9 protein-coding genes and 1 tRNA gene are annotated in these 12,588 nt (G+C 69.4%); 3 read left to right on the top strand and 7 right to left on the bottom strand.

Annotated elements, in window-relative coordinates; genetic code table 11:
- Positions 1–40: 40 nt before the first annotated feature.
- Positions 41–1,702: an SPFH domain-containing protein gene (locus OG609_RS26225; RefSeq protein WP_327275068.1), complete on the bottom strand. Its 1,662-nt coding sequence runs from the start codon at positions 1,700–1,702 to the stop codon at positions 41–43.
- Positions 1,703–1,727: 25 nt separating this feature from the next.
- Positions 1,728–3,092, bottom strand: coding sequence for a peptidoglycan-binding protein (locus tag OG609_RS26220; RefSeq protein WP_327275067.1), 1,365 nt, complete (start codon positions 3,090–3,092; stop codon positions 1,728–1,730).
- 184 nt (positions 3,093–3,276) lie between these two features.
- Between OG609_RS26220 and OG609_RS26215 the strand changes: the two genes are divergently transcribed.
- The 3 genes from OG609_RS26215 (at position 3,277) to OG609_RS26205 (ending at position 7,706) form a co-directional block, all read left to right on the top strand.
- A tRNA-Lys gene (locus OG609_RS26215) sits at positions 3,277–3,350 on the top strand.
- A gap of 520 nt (positions 3,351–3,870) precedes the next feature.
- A complete protein-coding gene (locus OG609_RS26210) occupies positions 3,871–5,775 on the top strand; it encodes a glycosyltransferase family 2 protein (protein ID WP_327275066.1) in 1,905 nt (634 codons plus the stop codon).
- Positions 5,772–7,706, top strand: coding sequence for a galactose oxidase-like domain-containing protein (locus tag OG609_RS26205; RefSeq protein ID WP_327275065.1), 1,935 nt, complete (start codon positions 5,772–5,774; stop codon positions 7,704–7,706). Before OG609_RS26210 ends, OG609_RS26205 begins: the two co-directional genes overlap by 4 nt.
- A 49-nt stretch (positions 7,707–7,755) precedes the next feature.
- Here the strand turns inward: OG609_RS26205 and OG609_RS26200 are convergent, their stop codons facing one another.
- The 5 genes from OG609_RS26200 to OG609_RS26180 form a co-directional block, all read right to left on the bottom strand.
- On the bottom strand, positions 7,756–8,820 hold the full coding sequence (locus tag OG609_RS26200) for a glycoside hydrolase family 6 protein (RefSeq protein WP_327278189.1): 1,065 nt from the start codon (positions 8,818–8,820) through the stop codon (positions 7,756–7,758).
- A gap of 284 nt (positions 8,821–9,104) precedes the next feature.
- Positions 9,105–9,788, bottom strand: a complete 684-nt coding sequence (locus tag OG609_RS26195; RefSeq protein ID WP_327275064.1) for a class F sortase — start codon at positions 9,786–9,788, stop codon at positions 9,105–9,107.
- A 1-nt stretch (position 9,789) separates the two neighbouring features.
- A complete protein-coding gene (locus OG609_RS26190; protein ID WP_327275063.1) occupies positions 9,790–10,350 on the bottom strand; it encodes a hypothetical protein in 561 nt (186 codons plus the stop codon).
- A 133-nt stretch (positions 10,351–10,483) separates the two neighbouring features.
- Positions 10,484–11,272 (bottom strand): HAD-IIA family hydrolase, encoded by a 789-nt coding sequence (locus OG609_RS26185; protein ID WP_327275062.1) that lies wholly within the window; start codon positions 11,270–11,272, stop codon positions 10,484–10,486.
- A 248-nt stretch (positions 11,273–11,520) separates the two neighbouring features.
- Complete coding sequence (locus OG609_RS26180; RefSeq protein ID WP_327275061.1) at positions 11,521–12,582, bottom strand: 2-aminoethylphosphonate ABC transporter substrate-binding protein; 1,062 nt, start codon at positions 12,580–12,582, stop codon at positions 11,521–11,523.
- Positions 12,583–12,588: the final 6 nt, after the last annotated feature.

Here is a 12,588-nt window from a genome sequence, read left to right as displayed (position 1 = left end):
GTTGGATTCCGCTTCGTCGCCGGAGCGTCCCCCGAAACCGTCAGGCGCCCTCCCCGCCACTGCGTCCGGTGTAGAAGGCCACCGTCAAGTCCTTGACCAGCGCCTTCCGTTCGTAGTCGTCCAGCTCCACGAGCCCCCTCGCCGTCAGTCGGTTGACAGTGTCGTCCACCGCGTCAACCACCGAAGTCAGCACGCTGTCGCGGTGCTTGGCGTCGATGGCGGCGATCCGGCGGCGCTGCATGGCCGCGGCGATCTCCGGTGCGTACTCGATTCCGGTCGGCTGCGCGGAGTACACCTCGATGCCGACGGGCTCGCAGTCCGCCTTCAGCATCCGGGTCAGCGCATCACCGACGGCCTCCGCGTTGCGCAAGGTGTGCGCGTCCTCGTGGAAGGCGTCGGCGGGCAGCTGCGAGAGGACCCGGGCCATCGCCGCCTCGACCTGCTCACGCAGATACGCCTCGTGGTCCGCGACCCCGAGCGTCGCCCGTACGGTGTCCCTGATCCGCCAGACGACGAGGACGACGACGCGCAGCGCCGTACCGTTGGCATCCACGGCGGGGAGCGGTTCGCTGCGCCAGTGCCGCAGGCGTACGTCGACCCGGCGGCGCAGCAGCAGCGGGCTGATCCACATCAGCCCGGTCCGCCGCGCACTCCCCCGGTACTCGCCGAAGAGCGTCAGCACCCAGGCGTACCCGACCCGTCCGCGGCCCAGGCCGCCGAGCGCGAAGATCACCACCATCACCAGCACGGCGAGGGCCGCCCAGACGCCGGAACCAATCCCGTCGTACGGACGCGAGCCGATCCCGAACCGGGCGAGCGCGGCGGCGGGCAGCGCGCCGACCCACCAGAGGACAGCGCCACCGGCAACGATCCCGGCCAGCCCGGCGAGCAGTGCCACCCAGCCGGGCAGCGCGGGCCCCGGCCGCTCGGCAAGCTGTGGATCACCGACCGGCGCCGGCCGCGTCGGGGGCGGCACCTGCGGCCCCCTCGGCACGGGCGGCCGAGGCACCCCCGCCGCCGGCTGGTCACCGCCGGGCCCCCGCCGCATCACACCGGCGGGGAGCGCGGCCGCGTCGGTGTGCTCGGGGTTCTCACGGAAGAGCTGGTGTACGGGGATGGCGGCGGTCGGCTCATTGGCGATGACCGCGTGATGCCGCCCGGTCCTCCACGGGGCGTCGCCGGACTGCTCCTCCCCGTCGCCCCCGGCGACGGGGAGGGAGTCGAAGACCATGCCGGGAACGGCCCGGCTCGTGGACGGGGACGGAGGCAGGGATGAGGACGGGGTGCCGGAACCGGATCCGGTGCGGTGGCCGGTCGAGGCCGGGACGGGCGCGGCGTCCGGGACAGGTGCGGTGCCCACGGCCGGGACCGATACCGAGGCCGAGGTCGCACCGAGGGCCGCGGAGTCCACGTCCTCACCCGGGACCAGGTCCAGCACAAGGTCGACCACCGAGTCGGGACCGGCGCCCGGCTCCCCGTCCGGGGCGACCCCCGGGCCCGCACCGTTACCCGAACCCGATGCCGCCCCCGCACCGCTCCCCGGATCCGGAGCCGTCTCCTCGCCCGCTTCCCCCGCCCCGTCGCGCGCCTTCACCTGGTCCGGACCCCACACCCGCACCGGCATCTCCCCCTGCTCCCGCTTCCCTTCCCGTTCCCTCGCGTTCTCCGGGGCTCCGGAGCTGTCCGACACCGTGGATCCCATTCCCGCCTCCGTCATGTCCGTTTTGTCACGCGAAGAGTCGTCGCCAGGTCTCCGGGCCGGGGTAGCCGTCGGCCGCTCCGCCCCGCCAGCCCTGGGCCCGCTGGAAGGCCTCGACATTGCGCCGGTCCGCCTCGGTCCAGCGGGGCCCCGGTCCCGACAGGTAGTGCTTGCCGTATCCCTTCTTCACCAACTGCTTGCCGAGCCTGTCGACATGGCCGTTCGACTGACCGGGCCGGAAATAGCCCCGCCCGGGGAACTTCGAAGCCGGGTTCGAATCGCCCCGGCCGCTCCCGCTTCCGGCGGCGGGAATGTCGCGACCGGTCCCGTTGGCCAGGTGGCGCCAGGTGTCGGGGCCGGGGATGCCGTCCGCTTCCTTGCCCTTCCAGCCCTGGGCCTGCTGGAAAGCCCGGGTCGCGCGCCGGTCGGCGTCGCCCCAGCCCGGCCCGGGGCCCACCTTGTAGAAGCGCCTGCCACCCCGGTCCGCGAGCATCTTCCCGAGCTGGGTGACGTACGTGTTGCTGATGCCGGTACCGAACTTCCCGGAGCCCGGGAACGCCTTCGTCAACACTCCGCTGTCGCTGCTGAGCGACTTGTAGCGGTACGCGACGTACTTGGCGGAGTTGGTCCAGTACGCCATGGGCGTCGTCTGCTTGCGGGTGTGCGGCTTCGTCTGCTCGTACGCCGTGTAGTGGGTGTGCGTGGAGTCGGTCCAGCCGCCGAAGATCGTGACGTGCGAGCCCTTCGTGGGGTCGGCCGGATTGTGGAAGAGCAGGATGTCGCCGGGCTGCAGCTTCTCCCGCGCGATCTTCTTCCCGTAGTTGGCGAGGCTGCCGGTCCACTCGTTGCCGGGCAGGTTCCAGGCCATCGACACATAGCCGGAGCAGTCCTGCCGGTAGCCGTCGGACCAGTACTTGTTCATGCTGTACGGAACCTGCGCGGACACCCATTTCTTCGCGCGGTTGATGATCGCGGCCCGGCTGGTCTTGCGCAGCGTGGTCCCGGTGGACGAGGGCGGGCCCGAGGCCCCCGTGCCCCGCAGCGGCCCCGGCCCGCCCTGCGGACTGTCCGGATCCCGGTCGACCGGGGTGAGCGGGTCGTCCTCGTCGGCCGGGGTCTCCGGGTCCACCGACATCGTCGCCTCGTCCGTACGGGCGGCTCCGGTCGCCTCCGCCGCCCGGCCGCCCGGCGCACGCGCCGCCTCGGCCACGCCGGCGCTCAGCACCACTCCGGCCGCGGTGACCAGCACCAGCGCGCGGCGCGCGCCATGTGCGGCCGGATGACCTCCGTACCGCAGGGACAAGGCACTGGCGGCGGTGCGCCGTTGTGCGGCGCACCCCGCACAGGTGCAGTCGCTGGCGGGTACGTACTCCTCGAAAGCCGGCACAGTCATGCGATTCCCCTCCGCACTCGTCAAGATCTTTGGGCGCATCTGCACGGGCGCCAGTGTCTCGACTCTCCCGACATATCGCATTTTGACGGATAGAAGAGAAAAAACGAACATCCGACAGGCCGTGATGGGCGGGAAATGGTCAGGAGCACACCTCACCTTCAGGTAGAGTTCTCCAGGTCAGCAGGCGCCGCTAGCTCAGTTGGTTAGAGCAGCTGACTCTTAATCAGCGGGTCCGGGGTTCGAGTCCCTGGCGGCGCACGCAGAGTCAAGGCCCCCTCACCACGCGTGAGGGGGCCTTGTTCGTTCATGAACCGGGCCCCCGCGTCGCCACTTTCACGAGGCCCATACGTGGCACCCGGCTGTCACGCAGTCACCACCTCGCCGCTCAGAGACTCGAAGAGCCCTCGCATTACACCTCTGCGCACCCCCGCCGCAAGGGTTCCCTAAATCGCACATATGACTGGTAACCCACCCTTTTCGCCCTTGCGATCGGGGCCGGGGTCGGACAACCTGTCTAAGGGCCGTCAGCTCCAACCAGGCTGATGCGCCGTGCAGTTGGGGGATGCAGAGGGGGAAGTTCCGGTTGTCCGCTACGTGGGGTGGGGGCCCCGCTCAGGGACAGATGTCGGGGAGGCATCAGACAGCCGGAAGGGCGCCGTTCCGTGTCTGAGCGGAAGGTCGCCCGCCATTGATGTCGTCCGCGGCGACCGACGGGGAATCGCCGTGGCCGAGACGACCGACCAGTCACGCACTGACCATGCGTGCAGGGGGATGACCCATGACGTCGACGCCGACAGGCGCCCGGCAGCAGAACAACGACCCTTCCCGGACCACTCAGCTCCGGATACCCGCACAGCCGAGGACCGGGGAACAACGGCAGCACCCGAAGAATGCATTGCCGCGTTACGACTACGAGCACTACAGCCGGCTCGCCGGCCCACTGACCCATCCCGATCCGGGCAGACCGTACCGGGTGCAGTACCGCTCGCTGATCTCGCAGGAGCCGCACAGAATCCGCGCGGCGCTCCTGCTGGGCGCCGCGCCCCTCGTCTCGCTCGGCCTGTTCGTCTGGCTCATGCAGCCGGATCACTGGACGCGGCGCGACCCGAATCCCAAGAACGACACGCTGCTGGTCCTCGACGTCGTGATGCTGGTCTCGATCGGCCTGATCGAGCTCTTCCGCACGCTGAACGTCCTGTCGAACGCGCACGCGACGCTGGTCGCGCGCGACCCGGTCCCGGTCGTACCGGAGACCGGCACCAGGGTCGCCTTCCTCACCTCCTTCGTCCCGGGCAAGGAGCCCCTGGAAATGGTGACGAAGACCCTTCAGGCCGCGATCCGCATCCGGCACCGCGGGACAGTGCACGTCTGGCTGCTCGACGAGGGCGACGACCCGGCCGCGAAGGAGGTCTGCGCCCGGCTCGGGGTGCACCACTTCACCCGCAAGGGCGTCGCGCGCTGGAACCGGGCCGAGGGTGCACACCGCGCGAGGACCAAGCACGGCAACTACAACGCCTGGCTGGACGCGCACGGCGGCGCGTACGACTTCTTCGCCTCCGTCGACACCGATCACGTACCGCTGCCCAACTATCTGGAGCGGATGCTCGGCTACTTCCGCGACCCGGACGTCGGCTTCGTCATCGGCCCGCAGGTCTACGGCAACTACGACACGCTGGTCACCAAGGCCGCCGAGTCCCAGCAGTTCCTCTTCCACGCACTGATCCAGCGCGCGGGCAACCGCTACGGCGCCCCGATGTTCGTCGGCACCAGCAATGCGGTGCGGATCTCGGCCCTCAAGCAGATCGGCGGTCTGTACGACTCGATCACCGAGGACATGGCGACCGGCTTCGAGATGCACCGCGCCCGCAATCCGCGGACCGGCCGCAAGTGGCGCTCGGTCTATACCCCGGACGTGCTGGCCGTCGGCGAGGGCCCGACCGCGTGGACGGACTTCTTCACCCAGCAGCTTCGCTGGTCGCGGGGGACGTACGAGACGATCCTCAAGCAGTACTGGAAGGGCTTCTTCTCGCTCCCCGTGGGCAAGCTCTTCAACTACACCATGATGATCATCTTCTACCCGATGTCCGCCCTGAACTGGATCCTCGCGGCCCTGAGTTGCGCACTGTTCCTGGGGATGGGCGCCTCGGGTGTGCAGATCGACCCAACGGTCTGGATGATGCTGTACGGCAATGCCTCGGCGCTCCAGATCGGCCTGTACACCTGGAACCGGCGGCACAATGTCTCACCGCACGAGCCCGAGGGCTCCGGCGGCCTGGCCGGCATGATGATGTCCGCGCTCTCCGCCCCGGTCTACGCGCGCTCGCTGCTGGATGCCGTGCTGCGCCGCAAGAGCTCGTTCGTGGTCACGCCCAAGGGAGACTCGTCCAGCCCGGACACCCTCTTCGGCACCTTCCGGATCCACCTCCTCTTCATCCTGGTCTTCGGCGGCTCCATCGCCGCCTCCTTCGTACTCGGACACAGTCATCCGGCGATGCTCACCTGGGCCGCCATGGCGCTGCTGATTGCCGCGGCACCGATCCTCGGCTGGCAGTACACCGTCCGCACGGAGAAGCAAAAGCGCCACACCACCCCGCCCCCGCAGCCGGCACACGTACGGGCCGATCACGAGCGGGCCGACGACGAACAGACCATGCAGATCGCTCTTGGGGGACGTGAACGATGAAGTACCGTCCGAGCCTCCGTACCCGCCGCATGGCGATCAGTACGGCGGTGGTTCTGGCACTCTCGGGAGCGAACGGGCCGTGGGTGTACCGCTTCAGCAGCGAGCGCTACCACGAGTACAAGATCAACAAGCCGGACTACAAGGCCGCGAACGGCCACTGGGACTTCCTGGACATCCCTTCCGGGTACCGGATCAATACGATCCACGCGGCACTGCTGCACACCGGCAAAGTGCTGCTCGTCGCGGGCTCCGGCAACAACCGGAAGAACTTCGACGCGAAGAGCTTCCGGTCGGTGCTGTGGGACCCGAAGACCGATGAGTTCAAGAACATCCCCACGCCCGAGGACATGTTCTGCTCGGGTCACACCCAGCTGCCCGACGGCAAGCTGCTCATAGCCGGCGGCACCAGGCGTTACGAGAAGCTCAAGGGCGATGTCACCAAGGCCGGCGGCCTGATGATCGTCCACAACGAGGACCCGGACAAGCCGATCACCCTGCCCGCGGGCACCCGGTTCACGGGCAGTGCGAACGGCAGGACGTTCGTCTCCAAGGATCCGGTGCTGGTCGAGAGGGCTACCAAGGTCTTCGACAGGAGGACCGGCGCGTTCCTGCGCAACGACGCCGGACTCGGCCGGATCTATGTCGAGGCACAGAAATCCGGTGAGGAGTACGGAACGGGCACCGAGGACAACTACCGGATCGCGGGCCTGACCGGCTCCGACGCGCGGAACGTATACGGAATCGCGCAGAAGCTCGCCCTCGACAAGAAGGACTTCCAGGGCATCCGGGAAGCCTTCGAGTTCGACCCGGTGTCGGAGAAGTACATCACCGTCGACCCGATGAACGAGGCACGCTGGTACCCGACGCTGACCACCCTCCGGGACGGCAGGGTCCTCGCCCTCTCCGGGCTGGACGAGATCGGGCAGATCGTCCCCGGCAAGGACGAGATCTACGACCCGAAGACCAGGAAATGGCAGTACACCGGCATCGTCCGGAGGTTCCCCACATACCCAGCGGTCTTCCTGCTGAACGACGGGAAGCTCTTCTACTCCGGGTCGAACGCCGGATACGGCCCCGCCGATGTCGGCCGCGAGCCCGGCATCTGGGACCTGGCGACAAACAGTTTCAGGAAGATCCCCGGCCTGAGCGACGCCGACGAGATGGAGACCTCGGCGACGGTACGGCTGCCCCCGGCCCAGGACGAGAAGTTCATGGTCATCGGCGGTGGCGGGGTCGGCGAGTCCGACAGGTCGAGCGCGAAGTCACGTCTGGTCGACCTGAAGGACCCCGCCCCGAGGTTCCGGGACGGCGCCTCGCTGGAGGAAGGCACCCGTTATCCGAGCGCCTCCCTCCTCCCCGACGACTCGCTGCTGGTCACCGGCGGCTCCAACGACTACCGCGGGCGCGGCGGATCCAATGTGCTGCAGGCCCGGCTGTACGACCCGAGGACGGACACGTACAAGCGGGTCGCCGACCCGGCGGTGGGCCGCAACTACCACTCGGGGTCCGTACTCCTCCCCGACGGCCGGGTCGTGGTCTTCGGCTCGGACTCGCTCTACGCGGACCGGGCGAACACCCGGCCGGGCGTCTTCGAGCAGCGCATCGAGATCTACACGCCGCCGTATCTGTACCGCGGTTCGCGCCCCGAGCTGACGGCCGGGCCGCACAGCATCCGACGCGGCGGTACGGGCAGGTTCACGACGGCGCACGGGGCGACGATCACCTCGGCGAAGCTGATGCGGCCGAGTGCGGTCACCCATGTCACGGACACCGACCAGCGGTCGGTGGCCCTGGGCCTGAAGAGGACGGCGGGCGGGATCACGGTGACGGTGCCGGGGAACCGGGCGTTGGTGCCGTCGGGGTGGTACATGCTGTTCGTGACGGACGACAGGGGGACGCCGTCCGAGGGGATGTGGGTCGAGGTGCCGTAGGTGCGGGTCCCCGGGGCAGGGCGTCCGGTGATTCGGGGCGCCCCGCACCCTATTTCGTCGCCCGGGCCAGCCCCAGCGCGTACTCGGGCCACCAATCGCCCGCCTTCGGGCCGCCCTTGCAGTCACCGTCGGACTCGCCGGGCCGCTTGACCCAGAGGTATGCGTCGACCAGTTCGTCACCCGTGTCGGTCGTCGGCGTCTCGCCGAGCGCGCGGCCGGGCGGGTTGCACCAGTTCTCCTCGGGCGCGCCCCCGCTGTACGGGCCGTTGCCGTTGCGGCTGGTATCGATGACGAACGACTTGTCGCCGATCTTCGCCGAGAGCTGCTTGCCGAATTCCGTACTGGCCGCCGTGGTCTGGAAGTTGGAGACGTTGACGGCGAATCCGTCGGCCGCTTCGATGCCCGCCCGCCGGAGCGGCCGGAAAAGCGTGTCGGGGGTGCGCCAGCCGGCATTGCCGGCGTCCATGTAGACGCGGGTGTCCGGCTGCTGCTTGAGCCGCTCGACGGCCCCCTTCAGCAGGTCGTACCGCTCCTCGTGGAACTCCTGTGGCGTGCACCCGTCGACCATGTGCAGCAGCGCGTCCGGCTCCAGGATCACCGTGGCGCGCCGGTCACCGATGCCCTTGGCGACGCCCTCCAGCCAGACCCGGTACGCATGGCCGTCGGCGGCGCCGCCCTTGGAGAACTGCCCGCAGTCGCGGTGCGGGATGTTGTAGAGGACCAGCAGCGCTTCCCGGTCGGCCTTCTCGGCCGCCTCCGTGAAGCCCTTCGCCTCGGCCTCCGGATCGTGCGGACCGATCCACTCGCCGACGGGCTGCCGCGCGATCTTCTCGATCAGACCGGCGTTCTCCCCGTCGCCGTCCTTCGTGTAAGCGGCGACCTGCCTGGCCGCGTTCCCGTCCGGGTTGACCCAGTACGGGTCGCTGCCCCGGGGTCGCTGACCGATGGCACCGGCACTCTTGCCCGCGCCGCCCGAACCGGGGGACGAGCCGGACGGGCCCGCACCGCCGGAGCCGGACGAGGAGGAACATCCCGCGAGCAGCAGAACGGCCCCGGCCACGGCCACCGCACCCGCTCGCCTCATGCCCGGCCGGCCGTCGTAACTGCCGTACATCCACTCCCCCTCGGGTGCGACGGCGGTGCACTGCCGCGTCCCCTTCATCCTGGCACAGGGCTTCTGTCCGTTCACCCGGAAGCCGAGAGTGACCGATTACCGACGGTGCGTCAGAACATCTCTGGGCCCAGGCGGTTCGCCGCCCTGGAGTGTCGGGCACGGTCCGCCCCCTGGCCTCCCGTGTCGGCGCCGGCTACTCCCGCACCCGCCCGCCGCGGTCGAGGACCGGCCCGGCCGGCGCCCCGGGGGAAGAGGGCTGTCGGCCGGGCCGGATACCGGCGTCGTCAGTCGCTGCCGCTCCCCGCGGACTTCTCGCCGGTCAGGTAGGCCGAGACGACCACATTCGCGTCGTACGAGCGCGACGCCCGGTCGTAGGTGCCGCCGCAGGTGATCAGGCGGAGTTCCGCGCGGCCGATCCTGTGGGGGCCGTACGCCTTGTCGGCGTTGAAGCGTTCCCGGGTGAAGACCTGGACGTCGTCGATGGTGAATTCGGCGACCCTGCCGTCCGCGCGGGTCACCTCGACCTTGGCGCCGGGGCGGGCCGCGCTGAGCCCGTAGAAGACAGCCGGTTGGGTCTCGGTGTCGACGTGGCCGACGAAGAGGGCGGCGCCCTTCGCACCGGGCTCGGTGCCGTTGCCGTACCAGCCGACGGTGTGGGGCGTGTCGAACGGCGGTGGTTCGATCGCCCCGTCCTTGTCCAGGCCGCGGGCGACCACGGGCGCCTTGATGCCGATCGACGGGACCTCGACCCGCTCCGGCGCGGCGCCCTCGATCGGGTCGTGCGGCGGTGGCAGCGGGACGCCGAGCGGGCGCCCGACCGCGGCGATGTCGCCGGTGGTCGGGGCGGAGCTGGCGCCGGAGCCGTCGGCGATGTCGCGGCCCCAGAGCCACAGGCCCATCAGCAGGACGGCCCAGGCCACTCCGGTGAGCAGCCGACCGCGACCCTCGGGGCGGTCGGGGGCGGACACGTCAGTCCTCGGCCGGGCGGCGACGGCGCACGCTGCGGAATCCCACGGCGGCGGCCGCGACGGCGGCCAGGGCCAGGCCGATCACCACATGCACGGCGCCGGGGCCGTCCTGATGGGCTTGTTTGTCGGTGAGGACGGCGGTGCCGCCGCCTCCCGCGCTGACCGGCGCGAGGGGCGTGGCCCGGTCGCGGTCGATGACGGTGACCCTGCCGGATGTCTTGGTGCCTTTGTCGTCCGTACAGACGATCTGGATGTCGTGGTCGCCCGGGGAGGCGTCCGAGCTGATCCGGGCCTGCGCGAAGAGGCCCCCGTCCGCGGCGGGCGAGAAGCGCGCCTCCGAGACGAAGGCATCGGAAGTGCCCCTGGCCTCCTTGCCCCCGCAGGCGTCCAGCCTGAGGGCCACGTCGCCGCCCGGGGCGGCGGAGGGCGGGGTCACCGAGAGTGTGGCGCGGGAGTCCGAGCCCGTCTGGCCGGACCCGGATTCGGCCAGTGCGGCGGAAGCCGGCACCAGGATCGCCGCGACGGCCGCGACGGCACAGAACGTGAGGGATATCGAACGCATCGTGAACCTCCTTAGGGAAGGTTCACGCCTGCTCCGGCTTTTCGCATCCGCAGGAGCACGGGGGGCGGGGCGGGCAGGCAAGGCCCCATCGGAACGTTTTCCCCCGCCCCCTCGGGCCGGTGCCCCGCCGGGCTCAGCTCACGTCGACGAGGTCGACCAGATCGGCGATGGAATCGACGACCGTGGACGGCCGGAAGGGGTACCTGTCGATATCCGCCATTGTGGTGAGACCGGTGAGGACCAGGAACGTCTGCATCCCCGCCTCCAGGCCGGCCAGCACATCGGTATCCATCCGGTCGCCGATCATGGCGCTGGACTCGGAGTGGGCGCCGATCGCGTTGAGTCCGGTGCGCATCATCAGCGGGTTGGGCTTGCCCGCGAAATACGGGGCCTTGCCGGTGGCCTTGGTGATGAGGGCGGCGACGGACCCGGTGGCGGGCAGCGGGCCCTCGGCGGACGGGCCGGTCTCGTCCGGGTTGGTGCAGATGAAGCGGGCGCCGCCGTTGATCAGCCTTATCGCCTTGGTGAGCGCCTCGAAGCTATATGTACGGGTCTCTCCGAGGACCACGTAGTCCGGCTCGTGGTCGGTGAGGACGTAGCCGATGTCGTGCAGGGCGGTGGTGAGCCCGGCCTCTCCGATGACGTACGCCGTGCCGCCGGGCCGCTGGTCGTCCAGGAACTGGGCGGTGGCCAGGGCAGAGGTCCAGATGTTCTCCACGGGCACGTCCAGACCCATGCGGTCCAGGCGGGCGTGGAGGTCGCGAGCCGTGTAGATCGAGTTGTTCGTGAGAACCAGGAAGGGCAGCCCCGAGTCCCGCAACCGCTTGATGAAGGCATCCGCTCCGGGGATCGGCGTCCCCTCGTGGATCAGGACTCCGTCCATGTCGGTGAGCCAGGATGAGATCGGCTTGCGCTCTGCCATGTGGGACTCCTGCCGTACGCCGTGTGCGGGGACGCCGGCGGCACCGCGTTGTGCAGCGCCGACATCCCCAATTTTAGGCCGTCCGTTCAACCAGCCGATACGGCCGGAACGCCCGGTACCCAATCACCCGGTGCCGGGTCATCGGCGCATGGTCGCCCGGTTCCGCCTCCAGGACGGTCCAGACCCGTTACCTTTGCGCGATGATCCGCCGAAGTCCCTTTTCCTCAAGGTGAATCGCCGGCCGGCGGTCAGCTGCCGGTGGCGGACTTCCAGGCCTCTACGTACGTGTCCAGGTTGGTTCCGATGTCCGACCAGTCGGGCTGGAAGATCTCCACGCCGTCCATCAGCTTGGCGAGCTCGATGGCGTTGGCGTCGGTGGCCTCGACGTCCGTGCGGGCCGAGAAGCCGCCGCCGACCGCGCTGACGTCCTTCTGGGCCTGCTCGGAGAGCATGAAGTCGAGCAGCTTCTTGCCGTTGGCGCTGTGCGGGGCCTTGTCGACCAGGCCGGCCGCGTACGGCAGGGCGAAGGTGGTGGGCTTGCCGCCCTCCTTCGCGGGGAACCAGATGCCGAGGTTCGGCATGTCCTTGGACTGTGCGTAGTTCATCTGGACATCTCCGTTGGCAGCGAGCAGTTCGCCCTTGTCGACCTTGGGAGCGAGCTTGCCGGTGGAGGCGGACGGGCCGACGTTGTTTGCCTGGAGCTTCTTCAGGTACTCCATCGCCTGCTCCTTGCCGCCGAAGTCGTGCATGGCCTTGATCAGTACGGCCGTGCCGTCGCCGGCGACTCCGGGGGTGGAGTACTGGATCTTGTTCTTGAACTTTCCGTCGAGCAGTTCCTCCCAGGTGGTGGGTGCCGACTTCAGCTCCTTCTTGTTGTGGATGAAGCCGAAGTAGTTGTTGACGACGGAGGTCCACTTGGAGTCGGACGCCTTGTCGGCGCCGTCGACCTTGTCGGAGCCGGCCGGTGCGTACGCCGTCAGGAGGCCCTTGGTGTCGGCCTGCTGGATGAACGGCGGCAGGGTGACCAGCACATCGGCCTGGGTGTTGGACTTCTCGCGGACGGCGCGCTGCACCATCTCGCCGGAGCCGCCCTCCACGTACTTGACCTTGATGCCGGTCTTCTTCTCGAAGTCCTTGAAGACCTTGTCGTACCAGCCGTCGCCGTTCTCGCCCTTGAGGCCGTCCGCGCTGTAGACGGTGACGACCTTCTCGTCGGAGGCGGCCGACGAGCCGCCACAGGCGGAGAGGGTGGCGGCGAGGGCGACGCAGCCGGTGACGGCGGCTATGGGCTTGAGGTGGTTCTTGCGCATGGCAGT

It is taken from the genome of Streptomyces sp. NBC_01224, from assembly GCF_036002945.1.
Classification (GTDB): Bacteria; Actinomycetota; Actinomycetes; order Streptomycetales; family Streptomycetaceae; genus Streptomyces.
Note: the sequence above shows the minus strand (reverse complement) of the source record. Positions and strands in the feature narration are given on the sequence as shown.

Bases quoted from the DNA above. Each gene is read 5' to 3' on its own strand.
- OG609_RS26225 (WP_327275068.1), bottom strand. From the start codon at position 1,702: ATGGGATCCACGGTGTCGGACAGCTCCGGAGCCCCGGAGAACGCGAGG.
- OG609_RS26220 (WP_327275067.1), bottom strand. From the start codon at position 3,092: ATGACTGTGCCGGCTTTCGAGGAGTACGTACCCGCCAGCGACTGCACC.
- OG609_RS26210 (WP_327275066.1), top strand. From the start codon at position 3,871: ATGACGTCGACGCCGACAGGCGCCCGGCAGCAGAACAACGACCCTTCC.
- OG609_RS26205 (WP_327275065.1), top strand. From the start codon at position 5,772: ATGAAGTACCGTCCGAGCCTCCGTACCCGCCGCATGGCGATCAGTACG.
- OG609_RS26200 (WP_327278189.1), bottom strand. From the start codon at position 8,820: ATGTACGGCAGTTACGACGGCCGGCCGGGCATGAGGCGAGCGGGTGCG.
- OG609_RS26185 (WP_327275062.1), bottom strand. From the start codon at position 11,272: ATGGCAGAGCGCAAGCCGATCTCATCCTGGCTCACCGACATGGACGGA.
- OG609_RS26180 (WP_327275061.1), bottom strand. From the start codon at position 12,582: ATGCGCAAGAACCACCTCAAGCCCATAGCCGCCGTCACCGGCTGCGTC.
- OG609_RS26190 (WP_327275063.1), bottom strand. From the start codon at position 10,350: ATGCGTTCGATATCCCTCACGTTCTGTGCCGTCGCGGCCGTCGCGGCG.